Origin of the sequence: uncultured Maricaulis sp. (assembly GCF_963975345.1) — a bacterium.
Lineage (GTDB): Bacteria > Pseudomonadota > Alphaproteobacteria > Caulobacterales > Maricaulaceae > Maricaulis.
The window spans coordinates 20,346-42,199 of the sequence record NZ_CAXBGE010000005.1 but is presented as its reverse complement, the minus strand read 5'-3'; the positions used below and the strand labels follow the sequence as shown (position 1 = coordinate 42,199).

The following is a 21,854-nucleotide window of genomic DNA, read 5'->3' as shown; positions in this document are numbered from 1 at the left end:
GGAATTTCCGTTCTTTAGCTAAAATTCGGTGGCCGCTCACCGGAGACCGCAAGTCGCGCCTCCAGTTCGCGCCCCAGCGCGATGATCCGGCCTTCCTCGAACAGCGGTGCCCACAGGCTCGTCGTCTGCGGCACCCGGTGCATAGACGTATCGGAGCCGTCGCCGAAACTGCCCCGCGTTGGCCGCTCGGCAAATCCTGATCTGAAAGCCAGTTGCGGATGGCCGGTGAAATTGGTGATGACGAGCAGGGATGCGGCGAAATTCGGTGCGATCACTGCATCGAGCCCCTCGAACACCTCGTGCATCACTGCCATCACCTGGCGCCGGAAGCGGTCGACATTGATGAAATCAACCGCCGAGATGAAACGCGCCCGACGCCAAGTATTCGGCCAAGCATCGGGCTCCTGCCAGACCAGACTGTCATCCTGTCCACTCAAGGTCAGCTGTTCGAACGCCGCCGCCGATTCGGCTTCAACGACTGAAAACAGGGCGTCATAGGGTAAATCGGGCAGGCTGATCTCGACCAGTTCGACGCCGGCGTCACGGGCGGCCTGTAGTGCGGCGCGGTCGGCATCGCTGCCGCCCTCGAACCAGGCCGGGTTCCAGCCGACGCGCATGCCACGCACGCTGGCACCGGCATCGCAATCAAACCCCATCGGGATCGAGCCCGGATCGGCCGCATCCTCGCCATTGATCGCCGCCAGCACGAAGGCGGTATCCTCGACACCGCGGGCGATGGCGCCAATCTTGTCGAGCGACCAGCACAGCGCCATCGCGCCAGACCGCGAAACGCGGCCGAAGGTCGGACGCAATCCGGTCGCGCCGCAGCGGTTCGAGGGCGAGACAATCGAGCCGAGGGTTTCGGTACCGATACTGAATCCGACCAAGCCTGCCGCAGTCGCCGAGGCCGAGCCCGCGCTGGATCCCGACGAGCCCTCCTGGATATTCCACGGATTGCGCGTGATGCCGCCAAACCAGCGCTCACCATAGGCCAGCGCACCATTGGTTGTCTTGCCGAGCAGGACGGCCCCAGCCTCACGCAGGAGGGTCGTCACGTGCGCATCGTTCTCGGCAACGCGGTCACGCCAGGGCGTCGCGCCCCAAGTGGCGCGCACGCCGGCGACATCGATGATATCCTTCATGCCGTAGGGAATGCCATGCAACGGGCCGCGTGATTGGCCAGCAGCGGTTTCGCGGTCGCATTGATCAGCCTGACTACGAGCGATCTCGGGTGTCACGGTGATGAAGCATTCCAAGGTGGGTGCATGCCGGGCGATTCGGTCCAGGTAGATATCGGTCAGGCGGCGCGAACTCAGTGCCCCGCTGGCGATCCATTTCGAGAGTTTCCAGACCGGCGCATAGGCGATCGACACCGCGTCGGCAGGCAGGCCGCCCGCGCTGGCGTCCGATCGGCGCAACCCCTCACTCTGCTCGCGATAGGCTTGCCCGGGCAGGCGCGGATCGAAAACGCAGGCGGGAGCCAGCCCATTGGGCAGGTCCGCCGTGCGCAGGCGTGTCACCCGTTCGAGCCAGTCATCGATTTCGATCACCAGCTGCTGCCGCTCGGCATCGGTGTATTCAACCGCGAGCAGGCGTTCGGCGGCGCGCACATTGTCTGCCGAGATTGCGGCCGGCGATGTCTCGGGCGCTACCGGGGAATCGGGAGTGCTCACAGATTGGCGGGCAGCCGACGCTGCCGGAAATCCGGCGGCGACAGCGACGAGCGCGCTCCCCATCAAGAGATCGCGCCGCGAAGCGAGTGTATTGGCCAAAGCTCTTCCCCCTGTTTTGGACCCCCAAATCTGCTGCCTATTGCCGGTTCGGGCAAGAGCCATGCGGCGGACTTGCCTCAATTGATCCACAAATCGCCGGGATATGCCCAATTCGCTGCCACAATTCACAATTAACCCTAGGGTCAGCGTCGAACCGGCGCGACATAATGGAGGGGAGGCCATGCCCTTAGACAATCAAACGGATCCCGGCTTGCGGGGATTGACCGAACTGCCGTCGGATCTCGCGAATTTCCGCGATGTCCGCGCACCGTCGGAAATGATTCAACTCGGCCGTACGCTTGCTCTGGCGAGCGCGCGCCATCAAGACCTGCTGAAATTTCGCCGCACCTGGGGCGGCGCCGTTGAGGATCCTGAACTCGGTGCCGAGACGACCGTCAAGCCGATTGACCGCGCCGCGATCTATCCGACCTCCCATATCCTGCACTTTTCCGTGCTCGCCTCGCTGGTGCTGTTCGAAGGCTTGGCGAATGCGTATTTCTTCTCGACCGGTTCTGATCTCGGCCTGCTCGGTGGTTGGCTGCAAGCCATCACCGTCTCCTTCACCAATGTGATCGCGGCCTTTTTCCTGATCGGCTTTCTCGGCCTGCGTCACATGTCCAACCCGCACAAGCTGTGGCTGGCCGTGCCGGCCGCCATCGGCACCATCATTGCCGTCATTGCGCTCGGCCTGCTCAATCTGACGGCGGCCCATTTCCGCGATCTGCTTGAGCTCAACGCGGCAACGCTGGCCATGGGCGCGAGCGATGTCACCGGTCTGGTTCTGGCTCCGGTCAGCGCCGCTCTCGCCGACCCGTTCGGGATCGAGACGCTGGAAGCCCTGCTTTTGCTGGTACTTGGCGTGACCTTTGCCGTCATCGCCGCCTTCAAGGGCCGCACCTTCGACGATGCCATCCCTGGCTATGGTGGTGTGACCCGCCGGCTCGAAACAGCATCGGCTGCGCTCGAGAAAGCGCTTGAGTCTGGCTGGAAAGATGCCAAGAAGCTGAGCGAGCACGAATTGGAAAAACTTGTCGATGCCAAGGATTTGCTCGATGAAATCTGTCGCGATCTGGCGGGACCGAGCAACAGGCAGTAGGCTGCCAATTATGAATGGTCCGGGGCTGGGCCATAGCGCAGATATGCGACGGAGGGGGCCATGACCGGACGCGACGCACTTGGAATGTTCAATCTACTGATTGTGTTCGCCGTTTTGGCCGCAATCAGCTATGCCGCCTTCATCCTGAAGCCACCCGTCTATGACAGCCAGACGCTGTGTCTGGCTGGCACGGTGCCGCCGCACCGCGTGGTGGTGATCGACAAGACGGATCTGTATTCGCCGCAGCAGGCCGCCGCTATCGAGGCCTTGATCCTCAACCAGCGCGACCAACTCGCCGTCGGCGAACGCCTCTCGCTCTACGAGCTCAATGAGAGCGGGCAACTGCGCAATACCAACAGCTTCTCGCTGTGCAATCCGGGCGCTGGCGAGCAGGTCAATCCGCTCTACCGCAATCCCGACCGGGTGCAGGCGCGCTATGATGCCCTGTTCGCCGAGCCGCTTGATCGCGCCCTCGCCGACCTCGTCCTGCCCAAGGACGCGCCCAACAGCCCGATTATCGAAGCCCTCGCCCGGCTCGGCCAGGACCCCGGTTTCGACCGCACCGTGCCGGGACGCAATATCGTGCTGGTGTCGGACATGCTGCAAAATTCGGCCGTTTTCACCGTCTATCGCCGCCGGCTGGGCAATCTGGCCGACCGCGTTCCGGAGCCTGAAGTCGTCGCCGATGCGATTCGCGAAACCTATGGCGACAGCCTGCGCGGCGTCCGGCTCGATATCCGGCTGATCCCGCGTGGCAATTGGGAAGCCGAACAGCATGGCGCACTGATGCAGTATTGGGACGATGTCTTCGCCATGCTCGGCGTCCAAGCCAGCTGGCACGAGCTTTAGACCTTCCGTTCAACACAGGCAGTGCGAGCGGGTTTTCCACAAGCCAGCACGGCCACTCATAGCTTATGCGTATCGCGCCAGCACAATCGAACCCACTGTATATTGTGGCATCATGCCATCGACACGCAACTGGTAGAGGTTTCCATGGCCGCACCCGCCCTCTTGCACGATGCCGACTGGATATGGTCGCGCGAGCTGAATAATCCGGTTCTCGACGAGGATATTTTGAGCTTTTGTGCCCGGTCGCCGCATCTGGTCGAACTCGCCTTCACCCTTGCAGATCACGGCCACACCCATGTTGGCCATGTCGCGCGGTTGACCGAATTTACCCTCACCGACCTTGCCGATGGCGATCCCTCGCTGGCGCGCGACCTGCGGCTGCGTCTGCAGAAATGCGGTCTCGACACCGCCATGGTGCTGCAGGGCTGGAATGCGCCCGTGAATACGGGTGATGCCGAGCAATTCGACTAGCTGCCTGTTGCGTTTGAAACCAGCTGGCGTATTGCCTCTCACTGGTTTCGTTAAACGCCAGGGGCTGCCCGATGATTACTGTCCACCATCTCAACAATTCACGCTCGCAGCGCATTTTGTGGCTGCTCGAGGAACTCGGTCTCGAATACGAGATCAAGAAATACATGCGCGATCCCGCCACCATGCGAGCCCCCGCGGATCTCACCGCCATTCACCCGCTCGGCAAATCGCCCGTCATCACAGATGGCGATGTGACCGTCGCTGAATCCGGTGCCATCGTCGAATACCTGGTCGACACCTATGGCCCCGCCCTCAAGCCTGAAGCCGGGAGCGAAGCCTATCGGCGCTATGTCTACTGGCTGCATTTCTCCGAGGGCTCGCTGATGCCGCCCCTGTTGATGAAATTGCTGATGAACCAGATCAAGGCCGCGCCGGCGCCCTTCTTCGTCAAACCGATTGCCAAACAGATCGCCGGCCGCGTCGAGGAGCGCTTCATCGGCCCCGAGCTGGTCAAACTCTTCGCCTATATCGAGGCCGAGCTGACCGCGCATGAATGGTTTGCCGGTGACATGTTCAGCGGCGCCGACATCCAGATGAGCTTCCCGCTCGAAGCCGCCGCCGCACGCGGTGGACTGGACAAGTCACAGGTCAAGATCCAGGCCTATGTCGACCGCATCCATGCCCGCCCTGCCTATCAGCGTGCGCTGGAGCGTGGCGGCGAGTATGGGATTATTGGGGGCTAGTCTGGACAGGAGGGGCCGGGTGTCACTCCGGTGCGCGACCCCTGTCAGCGAAAAGCTCGGTGAGGTCTTGCACCAGCATCGCCGTCGGCAGCCCGGAACCATGACCGCCAGGCCGATAGGTTTCGCGCACCTGATAGCCGTGCTCCGCCAGCGTCCGCGCTGAAACCCGGGACGAGTACTGGAAACTCGCCTCGTAATAGCCCGCTGAAAAGCTAAAGCTGGCCGAGGCCTCGTCGGCCGGACCGATCTCTCTGAGAGGCCGCCAGCCCGGCGAGCTGGGCCAGGCGGTTGCGAAGACTTCCGGGTGCAGGAGGCCCGCCGAAAGGGCAAAGGCGCCGCCGCTGGAATGACCTTGCACAATCCTGTCACGCCGGTCGATCGACACCGAGAACTCCTGCTCGGCATAGCGCGTCAGCTCATTGGCAAAGAAGTCCATATGTTGCGAAAACCGGTCTTCCTCCGCGTAGAAGCCCTGCAAATAGTCGGCATTGCGCCAGTCCACGTCCGAGCCGGACCGGTCCTCGACAATGCCGCCCGCGCCCGAAAGCGCGCCGACCAGCACAATGGGCGGGATCAGGCCCGCATCGATCATCGGCTCGACGATACGCGCGTAATAGGCAACGACCGCCCCATCAGCCAGAAACACCGCCGGGTAGGCGCCGCCCTCGTGGTGACCTTCGGGGAGGTAGACTTCGACGCGCCGGGTTTCCTGCAGGGCATCGCTCCACACTTCGCGATCAATCACCTGCCCGGCGATATCCGGTTTCAAGGTGGGCGCGTCGGGGGCCGCCGATCCGCGCCAGAAAACGAGGTCGTCGTTGGAGAATGAAGGGCCGGTCAAACCAGGCGGTATGAACATCAGGATCGCCGAGTCGATTTCGCTTGCCCGGAATTGCGCCGCCCAGAGATCGCTATCGCCGATCCGCTCCAGATTGGCGCGAACATCCGGCCACGCCCCAACTGACTCCGCGTCGGAACGCGCAACCAGGGTCAGGGTCGACGGTCCTGTCAGAACGGCAAAGTTCCGCTCACCCAGAGCGGCTGCGACAGCCGCCGGGTCGAGGTCTGGAGCCGGCAACTGGCAAAGCATTTGCGCAATTTCCAGACGGAGCACCAGATCGGCGTCATCGCCGGGGTCAAATGCATCGAGCTCACTGCAATCGTGGACGTTATTGAGACTGAGTGTAGCCGCCTCCGGTGCGACTTCAGACGTCTCCGGGACGTCCGCGCACGCGCACAGGGACGCCGCCATCATAACCGCTGCCACTCGCTTCATCCGACGTCTCCAGCAAAGACGCGAGCTTGGCATCGGCTTCGGTCAAAAACAACCTGAAGCTTTATTGCCCTAGAATAAGCGAATTACCGCTAAAAGCTGAACACCATCCGGGCCACCAAGGCATCGCCGCCGCTTTCGACGTCGTACAGATACTCCACGTCGAAATCGACGCGGCGGCGATAAGCGTGGTGGTCATCGCCGTCGAACCAGTGTGAAACCGAGATGCCCGGCCCGGCTTCGAACCGATCTTGGCTGCCATATTGGTCGTCGGAATACTGGGCGACGGCGGTGACATAGGGCGTGACGGTCCAGCCCTCGGCGGTGCGGAAACGGCGGCCCTGGCGCACTTGCGCATAGGCGCCGAAATATTCGTTGTCGCCGGGGATATAGGCGAGATCGGCATAGACACTGGTGTAATTCCAGCTCGCGGCATCCGGCCGCCAATCATAGCCATTGGTCCAGCCATAGCTGGCGCGCAGCATCCAGTCATCGCGGGCATTATCCCCCAGCGCGACGAGGCGTTCGCCCGACAGGTTGAAATCGACCGCCTGGAACGGCTTCCAGCGGGCGCCGATCCCGAGCTGGGCGGTGTCGGTGTCGAGGCTGAATGTGCCCGGCTCCATATTGGCATAGCCGCGAGCGAAGGCGGTGATGCCGGTGCCGTTTTCGTAGAGCGCATCGGGACGCCATGTAAATTCGGCGCCGAGTGAGGAGGAACTGGCGCTGTCCTGCAAACCGCCCGACAGGCTGACGCCCTCATTGCGATAGCTGGTATAGGCAAAGCCGGAGGTGCGGCGTTCCAGCTCGGTGACTTCGCGGCGGACACGGTAGAGATGAGCTTCATCGCCGCCCTGCGCCTGCAGCAGATCAATCACACCGCTGAAGGCCGCAGCGGCCTCGGATTCCTGACCGGCATCCTTATAGGCATAGGCCTGATCTTCACGAATCCCGGCATTGCCGGGCTGCAGCGCGATGACTTGTCCGAATTGTCGAGCTGCCTCGGCATTTTCGCCAATCCCGCGCAGGGCATAGGCGAGCGAGAGACGGACATCGGTATTGGCGGGGTTCTGGGCCAAAACGGCGCGGAATTCGCTGATCGCGGCGCGCGGCTGATGGGCCGCTTGCAGCATCAGGCCATGGTCAAACCGGCGCCAACCCTGATCATCGATGGCGATGGCGCGCGCCATGTATTGCGCCGCCATCTCCGGCTGGCTCTCGCGCAGCACCTGGGCCTGTTCGTCATAATATTGCGCCAGCTGGGCACCTTCAAACTCACCCGGTCGGACCTGCCACAGACGCGCCTGGGCATCGCTGGTGCGGCCACTGAGTCGGGATGCCCGGGCGGCCTGCAATTTGTCGGAAGGTGCATCGCTGATCTGGGCGGCATAGTCCCAACCGATCAGAGAGCGGTCCCAATCGCCCTGCGCTTCGGCCTGATAGCCCAGTGATCGCAGCGCGAAAAGCTGCCCCTCGGTATCGAGCTGGGCGCGCCGGCGCACCACCTCCCACAAATCGCTGACGGCTCGCGCGCTATCGCCGGCCTCGATGGCGCAATTGGCCGCGTCGAGATAATCGCTGGCGCGGCCGAGCACCGAGCCGAGCTCTTCCCAGATCGGCATCGCCTCGCTGCACCGCCCCTGCGCATTGAGCTCGAAAGCCCGGTCACGCGCGGCGGCGATCTCTTCGGCGGTCAGATCGGCACCCGCCGTCGTCACCCAGCCAATGGCCGCCGCCGAAGCGCCGAGCAACATCGCGACACGGGTAAAGCGGCCGCGGCCTTTGGGTTTTGCTGTAGCAGACATGACAGGCTTCCTTTCCGCTCAGGGCGCCGGAGCGCCGGAAGCGAGTTCCGGTTGGCTGTCGGTGAGGATTTTCCAACCCGCATCCGACACTATGCCCGATTCCCGGGCGATTCTGATGAAATCAAACGGGGCCTCGCCCGCCGCGCTGACGCGGCGAATCCCCATCCAGATGGCGGCTATCTGGTCGTCATCGGCTAGGCCGAGCCGCTTGAGAATGCGGGCCGCGCGAAGATCCGGCTCCAGCGGTGCCCGATCCCAGGCGAAACGCAGACCGAAAGCGACATCGCTCGCAGGTGCGATCACAAACTCGATCGCCGGTTTGATCGCCGCCCTGAGTTCTGCTTCAGCTTCGGCACCAAGCGGTTCGATGAGCGCCAATTTGAGGCCGGTGCGCGAGATGTTGAGCGGGAATACCGAGAATTTGCGGGCCAGGTCGAGACGGATCGCATCACGGGCCTCGTCGGCGATCTGCAGCGGATCAAAAGCCTCGACCGGATAGCGCGAGATCTCGCTCCAGGCGGTGGCAATTTCCTCCTCGGTCGCATGACCGGCCTTGACCAGCACCCTCGCCAGTCCCAGGCCTTTGGCTGCGGCCTCGGCTTCGGCGGCGACCAGGGTGGCGTCATTGACGATGCCGTAGAATTTGAGCGCATCGCCGAGCGTATTGCCCTGGCCGCTGATCTCCGCCATCGAGGGATAGGCGTGCATCGTCTTGTCCCAGGTGATGCGCTCACCGGTCACCATATGGACCACGAAACGGCGTGCTGCCCGCATTGAGGCGAGAAAGCCGACATAATTGCCAACCACCATCCGAACGGGCGACAGGATGGCGTGTTTCAGCCCGTGCGCCGAGGCGGTGAAGATGACGCGATGAACCACACGATTGATCAGGAACAGGAAGTTGATCATCACCAGCGTCCAGACCCAGCTATGCGGGTCGATCAGCGGCGGCAAAGTCCCGACCGAGGGCACCAGCTTGGTGACGATCCAGTAGAGCGCCCACTGGAAGACGATGGCATAGGCCAGCATCCCGGTCGGCGCGGTCCAAATCGCCTTGCGATCGCGATACAGGAAATAGCGGTGTGAAAACGGGCCGATCCAGCCCAGCTGCTTCCAGCCGAGATAGGAAATCCCCAGCATCCAGCGCGATTTCTGTTTCACCGAAACCGACAGGCTGTCGGGGAAATATTCCCGCGTCCCAACCAGCTCGCGGCGGTAAAGCGTGCGCATTCCACTGCCATGGCGGCGCTTGATTTCACCCACCGGAACCTTGGCCCAAAAGCGCACAAATTCGGATTTCAGACCCGCTTGGAACAGGCGGTGACCGACATCATAGTCTTCCGTCAGGCTATCGGTATTGAAGGGCTGGTTGTCGCGCTCCTGGCACAATAGCTCGATACACCAGCGCGAGAACGACGTCGCGACACCGGCCGAGGGCACCAGCCGCGTCATCGCCGAGCGGGCGATCAGATCCTTGCCATGCCATTCGGCAAACTCGTCCATGTAATGACACGGGATCAGTTCATTCCATTTGCGCGGCATCGACAGCACCGGCAATTGCACCATGTCGGAGCGGTCGAGATAGGCATTGACCACTTTGAAGGAGAGCGGGTGGATGACGTCTTCGGAATCCTGCATCGCGAAGGCGTCGTAATGCACGCCGACCTTCTTTTCGTGGGCAAAGATGTTCTGGATCATCCAGTTGAGACAATCAGCCTTCGAAGTCGGTCCGGGATGACCAACCATGGCGCGCACGACCTGTTTGTGCTGGCGTGCGATGCGGTCGACTTCGGCGATTGTGTCGGGATCATTCGGGTAGCAGCCAACGAAAATATCGTAATTGCCGTATTCCAGCGAGCTGAGCGTATTCATCAGCATGCGCGCGATGACATCGCTCTCCTGCCAGGCCGGCACCATAATGGCGAAACGCTTTTCTGGCGCTTCCATGATCGTCTTGGTGCTGGGCACAAAGCGGAAGGGCCGCGTCAGGACGCGCTGACCCTGCAGCACCCAGAAATACAGGTCGAGAAAAGCGTCATCGGTCGAGGAGATGAAGATCGCGATGGCGGCATAGATCGTCGCCCAGCTCAGACCGGTCCAGTAGATGCGGGCTATCGTGGCGCCGTCCAGCCCCATCGCCCAGTCCATAATCGACAGCCAGGCGCCCGCGCCGAAAGTCTGGATTGCCGCTAATATTTCGCCCCAGCCCTCCATGCCATCAAGCTCCGACCTTGATGCGTCTCGCGTCCTGCACCGGCTGGGCGACCGGCTGCAAGCTATCAAGCGGAGCCCTGGATTGCGGCGCTTGCGGTTTGCTCCCGGCACCGAGGAAGCCGGAGACCAGCTGGGCAATGCGGCGACCCGCATGGCCATCGCCAAACGGGTTGGTGGCGCGTGACATGCGGCGCCAAGCACGCGGATTGTCGAGCAATTGGCGTGCATGGGCGAGGATGGTCTCGGTGCGCGATCCGACCAGCCGGGCGACACCAGCCTTGACCGCTTCGCCGCGCTCGGTCTTGTCGCGCAGCACCAGGACGGGAACGCCGAAGCTCGGCGCCTCTTCCTGCACGCCGCCGCTATCGGACAGGATCAGGTGGGCGCGCTTCATCACGGCGACAAAGGCGGGATAGGCCAAGGGTTCGACCAGCTCGATGCGGTCCTGATTGCCCAACAGTGCTTCGATTGGACCGCGAACGCGCGGATTGAGGTGAACCGGAATGACAAAGCGCAGATCGGGATAGCGATCACGCAGCAGCTTGACCGCCGTGCAGACGCCGGAGACACCGCCATCCCAATTCTCGCGCCGGTGGAGGGTCACCAGCACCAGGCGTTCATGGGGCAGCAGACGGTCGAGCGCCTGAGGTCGAATCTCCATCGAGCCGACCAATTGAACCGCATCGATCACCGTATTGCCGGTCATCCGGATCTTGCTGCTTGAGATATTTTCATCGGCGAGATGTTTGGCGGCCGCTCGGGTTGGCGCGAAGTGCAGATCGGCAATTGGCGAAATCAGTTTGCGAAACCCCTCTTCGGGGAAGGGGTGACGCATATCGCCCGAGCGCAAGCCGGCTTCGACATGGCCGACAGGAATATCATTGAGAAAGGCCGCCATCGCACCGGAAAAGGCCGAAGCGGTGTCGCCTTGCACGAGGACGAAGTCCGGGCGGCTGGCCGCGAACTGCTCGCCGAGATCGCGGATCAGCGCGCTCGTCAGACTGGTCAGTGCTTTGCCATTCCAGTCCAGATCAAGCCGGGCGTCAGGCGAGATACCGAAAACATGCATCGCTTGGTCGGCCAAGGACCCATGCTGCCCGGTGGCGATCCATTCGGGCGCCAGATTGGCCGTCTTCAGGAGTGCGGCGCGAACAGGCGCCAATTTGATGACTTCCGGCCGCGTGCCCGCAACGATTGAAACTTTCATGACCCCAGCCCCAGCTGCCCTGGCGCTCCGATGGGTGAAGCGCCGTTCTCATCCCCGGTTGTCCGGGAACAGGTCCTTTGTCGTTCAGGACTGGGGTCGAAAGCGCGCCGCCTTACGGCGATTTAAGGATCAATTAAGGTTATTTCGTCCGGCATGGGGCCAAGGCGGGGCGAGACCGGTCATCGGGCGTTCATGTTCGCCGCTTCGCCTGCTCTTGCTTGAGCGCCATGAGCAGGCTGCGCCGCATCTTGATAAACAAGAGCAGCAGGCCCGCAAACACGGTAACCAAGCTAAACAGGGCAAAGCCCTGGAGCCAGATCGTGTTGAAATTATCGCGGTCCTGATAGCCCATGATGTGGAGCATCCAGAAGAAGTCATAGATGCGCCAGACATCATTGCGCCGGCTGGTGAGCATGCCGGAATTGGCGCCGTAATACAGGCTGGTGCCGTCTGCATCGTCAAAATCGACACGCCAGGCCGGCAGTTCCGCACCACGGTATTCCGTCGTGAAGGCCTCAACATATTCCGCCGAACGCGCCGGCAGATCGCCGAGATGGAATTGCTCGGCCAGTGCAATCGCCGTCGCCTCGGAGATTGGCGTCAGGCTCTCACCGGTATGAGCGTCGATCAAATGACTGGCGCCGGCATAATCGGCGACCTGGTACACCGCACGTCCGGCCCAGGGCATCAATTCGACAGTCTTGACGACATCGGGGAGTGCCGCCGCTTCGGCGGCGACAGCCGGAGTAATCAGGTCGGCAAGATCGAGTTCGACGATCTGAACCGGCGCCACGTTCTGATCGCCATGCACGAAATCGATATCGAGCAGGCTCATCACCACCCCGCCCGTCACCCAGATCACAATCTGAATGCCGACGAACAGCGCCAGCCATTTATGGATCCGTGCGGTCCAACGCAAAACTGCGGTCATGAGAGCCCCTTTTTGACTTTAGCCGAAACTAAAACCAGAAACGGATGCCTGCGGCAATCACTCGATCACTGGTCGAATCGCCCCGCAGCCGGGCGAAATCGGCTGTACCCCCCTGCAAATCATGCCACTCAACCCCGATATAGGGTGCAAATTCGCGGCGAATTTCGTAGCGCAGCCGCAGGCCGACTTCCGTTGCCGTCAAGCCGGACCCCAGACCCTGTTCGGTGACATCGCCTGCGGCGAATTGCAGCTCGGCGCGCGGCTGCAGGATGAGGCGCTGTGTCAACAACAACTCGTAATCGGCGTCGATCCGCGCCGTCAGGTCGCCAGCATCGCTAACGAAAGCGGCGGCATTCACCTCGAACCAATATGGTGCCAACCCCTGCACCCCAAGCACGCCATAGCTGGTCGACGGACCGGCTCCAAAATCATGGCGCACGCCCATTTGCAGGTCGAAAAACGGCGCAATGGCACGACTGTAGAGGGCCTGAATCTCGGCGGTATCAAGCCGCGCCGCGTCGAAGGAATACTCGCCCTGGGTCTTGACCCAGAATTTGCGCTCATCTCCGCCAACCCAGCCCTGGGCGTCCCAGAGCAAAACATCGTCAGCCCCACCGCTAAGATGCTCAAACCGGTCGAACCGCATCATTGAGTGCACCGAGCTCATATTGTCGAGCACGCGCTGGCGCGCGGCAGCCATGCGCGCCGGGTCGGCATCGACCGGATTACCCTGACGGGCCTCGGCGGCAGGAAGGATCACCAAGGCGAGCAAGCTTGCGGCCAGAATATTAGATCTGATCATTATAGTCTCCATTGTCCGGGCGAACCGAGACGACTTGAAACATGCCGGCTTCCATATGGAACAGCAGATGGCAGTGAAAGGCCCACTCCCCCAGCGCATCCGCATTGATATCAACGGAGAGACGCTCGGCGGGTTTCACGACGATGGTGTGTTTGCGCGGCTTGTTGGAAGTCTCGCCATTGACGAGGTCGAAAAACATGCCGTGCAAATGGATTGGATGCGGCATCATCGTGTCATTGACCAGGGTCAGGCGGACGCGCTCATTGTGATGAAAGACAATCGGCTCGACGAGTGCGGAAAAGCCGACCCCGTCAAAGGACCACATATACCGCTCCATATTTGAGGTCAGATGCACTTCCACCTCGCGCCCAGCCGGGCGCTGGTCCGGATTGGGCTCCAGGCTTTTGAGTTGGGTGTAGACCAGTACGCGGTGCGGCACCTCGGCCAGACCGATCCCGCGCTCGCCGAGCCGGTTCGAGACCATCGCCGGGATCGCCGCCACACCGGGACCTGCCGGGTGGTCATGGCGTTGCGGACCGGTCGCGGCCATCACAGGCGCGGCGCCATGCCCCATGGCGGCGTGATCCATCGCCGGAGCTGGAGCCGGCATCGGCATTTCATGCCCCATCGCCGCATGGTCCATCGCCGGTGCGGGCATCGGCATGGCGTGGCCCATGGCGGCGTGATCCATCGCCGGTGCCGGCGCCGGCATGGCGTGGCCCATGGCGGCGTGGTCCATCGCCGGTGCCGGTGCGGGCGTGCCGTCTCCCATGGCAGCGTGATCCATCGGCGCGCCATCGCCGCCCATGGCGGAATGATCCATCCCCGCCATACCGCCCATGGCACTATGATCCATGCCCATATCGCGCATGCTCAGCAGAGGTCGTTCGCGCAAGGGCGGCACGGCCGCCTGCATGCCGGCGCGCGGTGCCAGCGTGGCGCGGACAAAACCTCCGCGGTCGATGCTCTCAGCCATGATGGTGTAGGCTTGATCGCCGGGCTCAACGATCACGTCATAGGTTTCCGCAACACCGATCTGAAACTCGTCAGTCTCGACCGGCTGGACGGGCAGCCCATCGGCCTCAACCACGGTCATCGGCAGGCCAGGGATACGCAGATTGAAGATTGTCATCGCGGAGGAGTTGATGATGCGCAACCGGACCCGCTCGCCGGGACGGAACAGGCCAGTCCAGTTGTCCTCAGGTCCATGCCCATTGATGAGATAGGTGTAGGCGGCGCCGGTGACATCGGCGATATCGGTCATGTTCATCCGCATTTGGGCCCACATCGTCCGTTGGGCAATTGCCTGATCGAGGCCTTCGCTGCGCGCATCGCGCCAGAAGTCCTGCACGGTGCGGCGCTGGAAATTGTAGACGTCGGAGACCTGTTTCAGCCGATTGAAGACCGCGTGAGCGCCCTCGAAGGTCCAGTCACCGAGCATCAGCACATATTCGCGGTCATACTGGATCGGGTCTTCGCCAGCCGGATCGATAATGATCGGCCCGTAATGGCCCATCTGCTCCTGCAGGCCGGAATGGGAGTGATACCAATACGTGCCCGACTGCTTGACCGGGAAGCGATACTGGAAGGTCTCGCCCGGCGCGATACCTGGAAAGGCCACGCCCGGCACGCCATCCATCTGGAAGGGCAGCAGAATACCGTGCCAGTGAATGGAGCTGTCCTCAGTGAGGCCATTGGTAACGTTGAGTGTGATGTCGTCACCCTCGCGCCAACGCAGCACCGGCGCCGGCAAATGCCCATTGATTGTTATCGCCCGGCTGCGACGACCATCAATCATCACCGGCGTACGGCCGACATTGAGGTCAAAGCGCGTCCCCGAGAGCGCGGGTAGGCCGGCGCTGGTCAGCGGCGCCGCGCTCTGCGCCCAAGCTGGCAACAGCGACGACGCTGCCGCATAACCGCCCACAGCGAGGGTGGTGTTGAGAAATTCACGACGATCCATCTGAGTCACCTTTTGAACAGAGTCCATTTTCATTCCGAATTCAAAGCTTGACGCTGCGCAGACGCAGGGCGTTGGAAATCACCGAGACCGAAGACAGGCTCATCGCTGCGGCTGCAAACATCGGCGAGATCAAAATGCCGAGGAAGGGGTAGAGAACGCCTGCTGCAACAGGCACCCCGGCCGCATTATACACCATCGCGAAAAACAGATTCTGCCGGATGTTGCGCATCGTCGCTTTCGCCAAATGGCGAGCGCGAACGATGCCGGTGAGGTCGCCCTTGACCAGGGTAATCCCGGCACTTTCGATCGCAACATCGGCTCCGGTGCCCATCGCGATCCCGACATCGGACCGCGCCAGTGCGGGAGCGTCATTGACCCCGTCACCAGCCATGGCGACGCGATGGCCGGCAGCCTGGAGATCTTCGATCAGCTTTGCCTTGTCGGCTGGCAGGACCCCAGCATGGAAGTCCTCGATGCCGAGTTGCGCCGCGACGGCTTTCGCCGTGCGCTCATTATCACCGGTCGCCATGATGACATGGATGCCGGCAGCGGCCAAATCCTTCAAGGCGGCCTGTGTCGTCTCCTTGATCGGATCGGCAACGCCGATGAAACCGGCGCAGACGCCGTCGACGGCCAAGAACATAACCGTCTCACCGTTATCGCGGCGCGCATCGGCGGCGGCCACAAGGGCGGCCGGGTCAACCCCGAGATCGCTCATCAGCGCCATATTGCCCAAAGCCAGAGCATGTCCGTCCACACGGCCGGTAATGCCCTTGCCTGTGACCGACTGGAAGTCCTCGACCGGCTGCAGGCTCAGCCCCTTGGCCTCCGCCCCTTTCAGGATCGCCTCGGCGAGCGGGTGCTCCGAACCACGCTCGAGCGCAGCGGCAAAACCCAGCACCCCGTCATCGGAATGACCGGACCCGCTTTGCACACCGACCAGTTTGGGCTTGCCCATCGTCAGCGTGCCTGTCTTGTCGACCAGTAGTGTGTCGACTTTCTCGAAGCGCTCCAGCGCCTCGGCGTCGCGGATCAAGACGCCCGCCTGGGCACCACGCCCGGCGGCGGTCATGATCGACATTGGCGTCGCCAGCCCCAGCGCACAGGGACAGGCAATGATCAGCACCGAGACGGCAGCGATAAGCGCATGCGCCATTGCTGGCGGCGGGGCCCATAACGACCAGCCGATGAAGGCAAGGGCGGCGATGACGATCACGACCGGGACGAACCAGCCAGCAACAATATCGGCGAATTTCTGGATCGGGGCGCGGCTGCGCTGGGCCTTGGCGACCATTTCCACGATCTGGCTGAGCACACTGTCGGCCCCGACGCGGCGCGCCTCGACCACCAGGCCGCCCGAGCCGTTGATCGTGGCACCGGTGACGCTGTCGCCTTCCACCTTTTCAACCGGCAGAGCTTCGCCGGTGAGCATGGATTCATCGACGGAGGAATTACCCGAGATGACCAACCCATCGACCGGGAGTTTTTCACCGGGGCGAACCCGCAAGCGATCGCCGACCATGACGCTTTCGAGCGCAACTTCTTCCTCGCTGCCGTCTTCGCGGATGATTCGCGCCGTCTTTGGCGCCAGATCGAGCAAGGCGCGGATCGCGGATCCGGTGCGTTCACGCGCACTCAGCTCCAGGATTTGGCCCAGCAGTACCAGCACGGTGATCACCGCACCCGCCTCGAAATAGACCGCGACATGGCCGCCCGCATCGCGGAACTCCGCCGGGAAGATTGTCGGGAACACCACGGCGATCAGGCTGTAAATATAGGCCGCGCTGACGCCCATCCCGATCAGGGTGAACATGTTGAGATGGCCCGTGCGCACCGATTGCACTGCGCGTACCATGAACGGCCAGCCAGCCCACAGGATGACCGGCGTTGCCAATACCAGCTCGAGCCACAAGGCCGTGGCCTCGCCGAAAAAGTCGCGCGCAAAGCTGAGTCCGACGAACGGTCCCATCGAGAGCAGGACCAGCGGAACGGTCAGCAGGCTGCCCCAGAAGAAGCGACGACGGAAATCGACCAGTTCCGGATTGGGACCTTCATCGCCTTGGGGCACGCCCATCGGTTCCAACGCCATGCCGCAAATCGGGCAAGTTCCCGGCCCGGTCTGGATGATTTCCGGGTGCATCGGGCAGGTGTATTGCGTGCCAGCAGGGACGTCGGAATCGGCCTGTCGGTGTGCGCCATCGACATAGTGTTGCGGATCAGCGACGAAGCGATCGTGGCAATGGGTCGAGCAGAAATGATAGGTGGTGCTGTCATGCTCGAATTGCGGTTTTCCGGCAGCCTTGTCCACGGTCATGCCGCAGACCGGGTCGGTGGCTGTTTCGCCGTGCGCAGGGTGAGTTCCAGCGCAGCAGGCGGCAGATTTATCGTGGTGATGGGTGGTCATGACCGGTGCCTTCTTCGAGTGATGACAACCGGTGTAATCCTTCCAGTCGCTGGAAGGTCAAGCGGTATTTTCAAACGACCGGCAAGGCCTTACCAGGAGCGGAACAGATCTCCGGCGCAAGTCCCGATAATTCATCCATGATCGGGCAGTCGGGCATGTCATCGCCATGGCAGGCGGAGGCCAGTTTCTGCAGCGTGGCGCGCATCGATTTCAGCTCGGAAATCTTGTCGCCGATCTGGCGAATATGTTGCTGGGCCAAGGCTTTGACCTCGCTGCTGGAGCGCGAGGCATCGCTGTCGAGCGAGAGCAGATGCCGACAGTCTTCGATCGAGAAACCCAGTGCCCGGGCGCGAGCCAGAAAGCCGAGCTTGTGCAGATCCGCTTCGCGATAATCGCGATAGCCATTCTCGGCCCGCAAGGGCGAAAGCAGGTCTATGCTCTCGTAATAGCGGATCGTTTTGGCCGGCAATCCGCTGAGTGATGCGGCGTCCTTGATGTTCATCCTGCGCCTCCTGACCGCACGTGTCGCAAACCTGCCGGCAGACCCCCGTTAGACTATCGGAGGTCTGCCGTTCAGTGACTACTTGCCTGGCGCTGTGTAGCGCCTATTGCTCGGCCGCGTTTTCCTCGACGTCAGACGCCTCGGCGGGCGTACGGAAGTCGACATCCATATTGGCCGCCAGATAGACGAGCGCAACATAGGCGGCGACATTTTGGGCCAGCGCGTCGGGATCGATCTTGTCGAGGGTGTCGTCCGGGGTGTGGTGCAGATTGAAATAATCCATCCCGTCCTGACTCAATCCGACCGTCGGCACGCCATTCATCGCCATCGGGATGATGTCCGGTCCACTCTCGCCGTCCTCATTGCCCCCGCGCAAAATGCCCAGCGGCGCCATGACGCGGCCAATGGCATCGATTGCCGGATTGGCCGCGGCGTCGACATTGGAGACGAATTGCCAGATGCGGCCGGCCCCGAAATCGGACTCAGTGGCCAGTACGTGATTGGGCAATTCGTCGGCATGTTGTTCGGCATAGGCGCGGGCGCCCAGCAGGCCGACTTCCTCGGCACCAAACATCACGACGCGGATGGTGCGACGCGGACGCTCGGGCAGACGGGCGATCAGTTCGGCGGCGGCAACCGAGATCGCGATCCCGGCCCCGTCATCAATGGCGCCCGTGCCGATATCCCAACTGTCGAGATGGCCACCAATCAGCACAATCTCGTCGGGCAATTCGCTGCCGACAATATCCATCACGACATTGCCGCTGGTGACTTCGCCATGCCAGCCGGCGGTTGAGCGGATATGCATCGCCAGTGGCGTGCCGTTCTCATGCAGGCGGCGCAGCTGGTCGGCATCGGGATTGGAGATCGCGATAACCGGAATGCGGGCCCATTCGCCGTCGCGCGAGCTGATCATGCCGGTATGCGGGTTGCGGTGATGGTCCGAGCCAACCGAGCGGACGACGATGGCGTCGGCACCGGCACGTTCAGCATGCTGCCAGCCAATGCGGCGGCGTTGATTGGCGGGGCCATAACCGGCACCGGTCTGGGTGGCGACAAGCGGGTCGCCATCGACGAAGGCGATCTTGCCCTCAAGCGATCCGTCAGCGACGGCCATCAGCGCGGCGACATTGCGGAAATAGACGACGTCGCTGTTGATCGCACCGAGGCGCGGCGAGCGGCCCGAGCCGCCCAGAGCCGCGCCGTGCAGCGCCAGATTATAGGGTGCGGTCATCGAAATTTCGAGTTCGCCGCGATCCCAGAACGGCATGGTGAAGTTTTCCACCGCGACGCGGTCGAAGTTCAGCGAATTACCCAGCGCCTCGCCCCAGGCACGGGCGCGCGCTTCCGCTTCGGACCCGGCCAGGCGCGGTCCGACTTCAGTCGTCAGCGACTCAACAACCGACCAGGCCAGATCGCTGTCGAGCGCCTGGTTGACCAGCACATCGGCCGTTGCGGCCTGTGCCGGCTCGATTTCGAACGTGTCCTGGGCGAACACGCCGCCCGTCAGCATCAAGGCTGCAGCAGCTGCGATAATTGATTTCATGAAGACCTCCCCACACATTGATGCTGGCATAATGAGTATTGAAACGCGCTGCGCAAGCGGTTGCCATCAGTCCAAGCCTGACGGAGGCATCACAATGACGGCCATAATCGAACGGAAAATTGAAGGTCGCACCCGCGATCTCGGCGGTTTCGAGGTCCGGCGCGTGCTGCCGGCGCCGCGCCAGCGCATGGTCGGCCCCTTCATCTTTTTCGACCAGATGGGGCCAGCGGCCTTTGAGCCGGGAACCGGGATTGATGTCCGCCCGCATCCGCATATCGGCCTGGCGACCGTGACTTATCTGTTCGATGGCGCCCTGCGCCACCAGGACAATCTGGGGGTTGATGCCGTCATCCGTCCCGGCGATGTCAACTGGATGACGGCCGGGCGCGGCGTTGTCCACTCCGAACGCACGCCGCCGCCGGAACGCGCCCGCGGCCATCGCATCCACGGCATCCAGACCTGGGTTGCCTTGCCGGCCGATCAGGAAGACGTCGCGCCAGCCTTTCACCATCATGGTGCCGCCAGCCTGCCGGAGTTCGAGCGCGGCGGTGTCCGCTTCCGCCTGATCCTCGGAACAGCCTGGGGGTTTGAGGCGCCGGTCGAGGTGTTCTCGCCAATTTTCTATCTGCACGCCAACATGCCCACCGGCACCGAAGCCAAACTCGATATCGAACACGATGAACGCGCCGTCTATCTCGTCAGCGGCGAGGTCGAGCTCGATGGCGAAATATTGCGGGCCGGCGAAATGGCCGTAATCACAGCCGGTAGCGCGCCGGTGTTGAGCGCCAATGAGTCCAGCATTGTGATGCTGTGCGGCGGCGCTTCCCTGGGCGAACGGCAGATCTTCTGGAATTTCGTCGCCAGCGATGCCGCCCGGCTCGATCAGGCCAAGCGCGACTGGACCGAGGCCGCAGCAGCCGACTTCCCGGCGGACGGGCGCTTCACCCTGCCCGCCACAGAAACCGAACACACACCTCTGCCGAAGTAATAGCTCCGCCTGACTATTCCGCCAGACTATTCTGGCAGGGCGCGCCAGGCCGGCGCTTCCAGCCCGCGCCGGGTCGTCAGATAGGTCGCGAAACTGGCCAGCCAGTGGCCGCCGGCATAGTCGGCACCATCAACCGAGCGGGTCCCGACCTCGGCATGGACCGCCGCTGCCGCCAGCAAGGCGGCACGGCGCGGATCGGTGTGCGGCAAGGCCGAAGCAATCCCCTCAAGCGCCCAGGCGCGGGACAGGTTGACCCCGTCGAGATGGACCAGCTTGCCATCGCTGGCGTCGAGCACGATGCCGGGCGTCAGCCAATCGGAGGCGCCGTCCAGCGGGATATCCGGCAGGAAGCCCTCAAGCCAGACCACATAGTCCGCCTCGGGCATGACGCGCCGCATCAGATCCGCTTCCATCAGGCAGGGTGAGAGAAAATCCTCTCCAGAGGGCTCATAGCTGATCGGGCAATTGCGATCCTCGGCGTGAAACTCAATCGCCTTGGTGACGATCAATCGCTCCAGTTCGACATCGCCGGCCTCGCGGGCCCAATCGAGGCCGAGCGCGAGGGCAAAGGCGGACTGATTGTGGGTTCCGATCCGGATCGGATACGCCAGATTGGGCAACCAGCTCCTGTATCGGTCTGAGACGGTCTGTTCGAGCGGCGCGATCGCGGCGCTCCAGCGGCGGGCGCGCGGATCGTCCCATTCGCGCAATTCAGCGCCAAGCTGGAGCAGCCAGGCCAGGCCATAGGGGCGCTCAAAGGCCGCGCGTCCATCGGCCTCGAAATACGCGATCTCACCGGCGATATGTTCCGGCGTCAGATTGGCATCGAGCGCCGCCGCCGCAGCCTGGGTCAGCTCGCTCTCGGGCATGGTGCGCAACAGGCGCACCAGCAGCCAATGGCCGTGAACCGAGGAGTGCCAATCGAAACAGCCATAAAAGGCCGGATGCAGACTGTGAGGTGGTTGCGCGTCGGCATCGGAGCTAAGCACATGGCTGATCTTGTTCGGGTATTCCCGTTGTACGCAATCGAGCGCCATCGTCATGAAGCGCGCTTCAAGATCAGGCATAGATTGCGCCTCGTCAGCTTGCGCCAGAGCGGTGCCAGCCATGATGGCCGCTGCCGCACAGGAGATTATTGTTTTCGATAACATAGCGGTTTCCGATTTCGATTTCGATTTCTTGCGTGCCTTTTTGGCTTTTCTGGATCAAGCTGATCTGGTACCGCCTCATTTCATGACGGTTCGCCGGAACTGGCAAGACACTTGCGTTGTCCGGAGAAGTTAACGCG

At 62.4% G+C, this 21,854-nt stretch carries 17 protein-coding genes; 5 read left to right on the top strand and 12 right to left on the bottom strand.

Translation table 11 applies throughout. The features are described from left to right. Positions 1-14: 14 nt before the first annotated feature. The gene (locus AAC029_RS06540; protein WP_339745348.1) at positions 15-1,772 is read right to left on the bottom strand and encodes an amidase; all 1,758 of its coding nucleotides are present in this window, start codon (positions 1,770-1,772) and stop codon (positions 15-17) included. A 181-nt stretch (positions 1,773-1,953) separates the two neighbouring features. On the opposite strand from AAC029_RS06540, the gene AAC029_RS06535 reads away from it, so the two are divergent. The 4 genes from AAC029_RS06535 (at position 1,954) to AAC029_RS06520 (ending at position 4,931) form a co-directional block, all read left to right on the top strand. Continuing rightward, entirely contained in the window at positions 1,954-2,868 is a 915-nt protein-coding gene (locus tag AAC029_RS06535) for a hypothetical protein (RefSeq protein WP_339745345.1), read from the top strand. 60 nt (positions 2,869-2,928) lie between these two features. Then, positions 2,929-3,717, top strand: a complete 789-nt coding sequence (locus AAC029_RS06530) for a hypothetical protein (RefSeq protein ID WP_339745342.1) — start codon at positions 2,929-2,931, stop codon at positions 3,715-3,717. 144 nt (positions 3,718-3,861) lie between these two features. Then, positions 3,862-4,188, top strand: coding sequence for a hypothetical protein (locus AAC029_RS06525; protein ID WP_339745339.1), 327 nt, complete (start codon positions 3,862-3,864; stop codon positions 4,186-4,188). Positions 4,189-4,259: 71 nt separating this feature from the next. Continuing rightward, positions 4,260-4,931 (top strand): glutathione S-transferase, encoded by a 672-nt coding sequence (locus tag AAC029_RS06520; RefSeq protein ID WP_339745336.1) that lies wholly within the window; start codon positions 4,260-4,262, stop codon positions 4,929-4,931. A gap of 22 nt (positions 4,932-4,953) precedes the next feature. Here AAC029_RS06520 and AAC029_RS06515 read toward each other — a convergent pair whose 3' ends face one another. The 10 genes from AAC029_RS06515 to AAC029_RS06470 all read right to left on the bottom strand — a co-directional run bounded on the left by AAC029_RS06515 (position 4,954) and on the right by AAC029_RS06470 (position 19,578). Beyond that, positions 4,954-6,207, bottom strand: coding sequence for an alpha/beta hydrolase-fold protein (locus tag AAC029_RS06515; RefSeq protein ID WP_339745334.1), 1,254 nt, complete (start codon positions 6,205-6,207; stop codon positions 4,954-4,956). 89 nt (positions 6,208-6,296) lie between these two features. Continuing rightward, a complete protein-coding gene (locus tag AAC029_RS06510) occupies positions 6,297-8,009 on the bottom strand; it encodes a hypothetical protein (protein ID WP_339745332.1) in 1,713 nt (570 codons plus the stop codon). An 18-nt stretch (positions 8,010-8,027) separates the two neighbouring features. Beyond that, on the bottom strand, positions 8,028-10,223 hold the full coding sequence (locus tag AAC029_RS06505) for a glycosyl transferase family protein (RefSeq protein WP_339745330.1): 2,196 nt from the start codon (positions 10,221-10,223) through the stop codon (positions 8,028-8,030). 4 nt (positions 10,224-10,227) lie between these two features. Further along, on the bottom strand, positions 10,228-11,430 hold the full coding sequence (wecB, locus tag AAC029_RS06500) for a UDP-N-acetylglucosamine 2-epimerase (non-hydrolyzing) (protein WP_339745328.1): 1,203 nt from the start codon (positions 11,428-11,430) through the stop codon (positions 10,228-10,230). A 190-nt stretch (positions 11,431-11,620) separates the two neighbouring features. Further along, on the bottom strand, positions 11,621-12,361 hold the full coding sequence (locus AAC029_RS06495; protein ID WP_339745326.1) for a hypothetical protein: 741 nt from the start codon (positions 12,359-12,361) through the stop codon (positions 11,621-11,623). Between the two features lie 28 nt (positions 12,362-12,389). Continuing rightward, on the bottom strand, positions 12,390-13,163 hold the full coding sequence (locus AAC029_RS06490; protein ID WP_339745324.1) for a copper resistance protein B: 774 nt from the start codon (positions 13,161-13,163) through the stop codon (positions 12,390-12,392). Further along, the gene (locus tag AAC029_RS06485) at positions 13,150-15,126 is read right to left on the bottom strand and encodes a copper resistance system multicopper oxidase (RefSeq protein ID WP_339745321.1); all 1,977 of its coding nucleotides are present in this window, start codon (positions 15,124-15,126) and stop codon (positions 13,150-13,152) included. Before AAC029_RS06485 ends, AAC029_RS06490 begins: the two co-directional genes overlap by 14 nt. 40 nt (positions 15,127-15,166) lie before the next feature. Beyond that, complete coding sequence (locus AAC029_RS06480; RefSeq protein WP_339745318.1) at positions 15,167-17,530, bottom strand: heavy metal translocating P-type ATPase; 2,364 nt, start codon at positions 17,528-17,530, stop codon at positions 15,167-15,169. A 70-nt stretch (positions 17,531-17,600) separates the two neighbouring features. Further along, entirely contained in the window at positions 17,601-18,032 is a 432-nt protein-coding gene (gene cueR / locus AAC029_RS06475; protein WP_339745315.1) for a Cu(I)-responsive transcriptional regulator, read from the bottom strand. Positions 18,033-18,135: 103 nt separating this feature from the next. Then, positions 18,136-19,578 carry a M20/M25/M40 family metallo-hydrolase gene (locus tag AAC029_RS06470; protein WP_339745313.1) on the bottom strand — a complete coding sequence of 481 codons (1,443 nt, stop codon included), beginning with the start codon at positions 19,576-19,578 and terminating at the stop codon, positions 18,136-18,138. Positions 19,579-19,672: 94 nt separating this feature from the next. On the opposite strand from AAC029_RS06470, the gene AAC029_RS06465 reads away from it, so the two are divergent. Next, complete coding sequence (locus AAC029_RS06465) at positions 19,673-20,566, top strand: pirin family protein (protein WP_339745311.1); 894 nt, start codon at positions 19,673-19,675, stop codon at positions 20,564-20,566. A 26-nt stretch (positions 20,567-20,592) separates the two neighbouring features. Here AAC029_RS06465 and AAC029_RS06460 read toward each other — a convergent pair whose 3' ends face one another. Further along, positions 20,593-21,717 carry a DUF2891 domain-containing protein gene (locus AAC029_RS06460; protein ID WP_339745308.1) on the bottom strand — a complete coding sequence of 375 codons (1,125 nt, stop codon included), beginning with the start codon at positions 21,715-21,717 and terminating at the stop codon, positions 20,593-20,595. Between the last annotated feature and the right edge of the window lie 137 nt (positions 21,718-21,854).

Coding starts and splice junctions, on each gene's coding strand:
- AAC029_RS06515 (WP_339745334.1), bottom strand. CDS start 6,207: ATGAAGCGAGTGGCAGCGGTTATGATGGCGGCGTCCCTGTGCGCGTGC.
- AAC029_RS06460 (WP_339745308.1), bottom strand. CDS start 21,717: ATGTTATCGAAAACAATAATCTCCTGTGCGGCAGCGGCCATCATGGCT.
- AAC029_RS06490 (WP_339745324.1), bottom strand. CDS start 13,163: ATGATCAGATCTAATATTCTGGCCGCAAGCTTGCTCGCCTTGGTGATC.
- cueR (WP_339745315.1), bottom strand. CDS start 18,032: ATGAACATCAAGGACGCCGCATCACTCAGCGGATTGCCGGCCAAAACG.
- AAC029_RS06505 (WP_339745330.1), bottom strand. CDS start 10,223: ATGGAGGGCTGGGGCGAAATATTAGCGGCAATCCAGACTTTCGGCGCG.
- AAC029_RS06465 (WP_339745311.1), top strand. CDS start 19,673: ATGACGGCCATAATCGAACGGAAAATTGAAGGTCGCACCCGCGATCTC.
- AAC029_RS06510 (WP_339745332.1), bottom strand. CDS start 8,009: ATGTCTGCTACAGCAAAACCCAAAGGCCGCGGCCGCTTTACCCGTGTC.
- AAC029_RS06480 (WP_339745318.1), bottom strand. CDS start 17,530: ATGACCACCCATCACCACGATAAATCTGCCGCCTGCTGCGCTGGAACT.
- AAC029_RS06535 (WP_339745345.1), top strand. CDS start 1,954: ATGCCCTTAGACAATCAAACGGATCCCGGCTTGCGGGGATTGACCGAA.
- AAC029_RS06530 (WP_339745342.1), top strand. CDS start 2,929: ATGACCGGACGCGACGCACTTGGAATGTTCAATCTACTGATTGTGTTC.
- AAC029_RS06470 (WP_339745313.1), bottom strand. CDS start 19,578: ATGAAATCAATTATCGCAGCTGCTGCAGCCTTGATGCTGACGGGCGGC.
- AAC029_RS06485 (WP_339745321.1), bottom strand. CDS start 15,126: ATGGATCGTCGTGAATTTCTCAACACCACCCTCGCTGTGGGCGGTTAT.
- AAC029_RS06525 (WP_339745339.1), top strand. CDS start 3,862: ATGGCCGCACCCGCCCTCTTGCACGATGCCGACTGGATATGGTCGCGC.
- AAC029_RS06520 (WP_339745336.1), top strand. CDS start 4,260: ATGATTACTGTCCACCATCTCAACAATTCACGCTCGCAGCGCATTTTG.
- AAC029_RS06495 (WP_339745326.1), bottom strand. CDS start 12,361: ATGACCGCAGTTTTGCGTTGGACCGCACGGATCCATAAATGGCTGGCG.
- wecB (WP_339745328.1), bottom strand. CDS start 11,430: ATGAAAGTTTCAATCGTTGCGGGCACGCGGCCGGAAGTCATCAAATTG.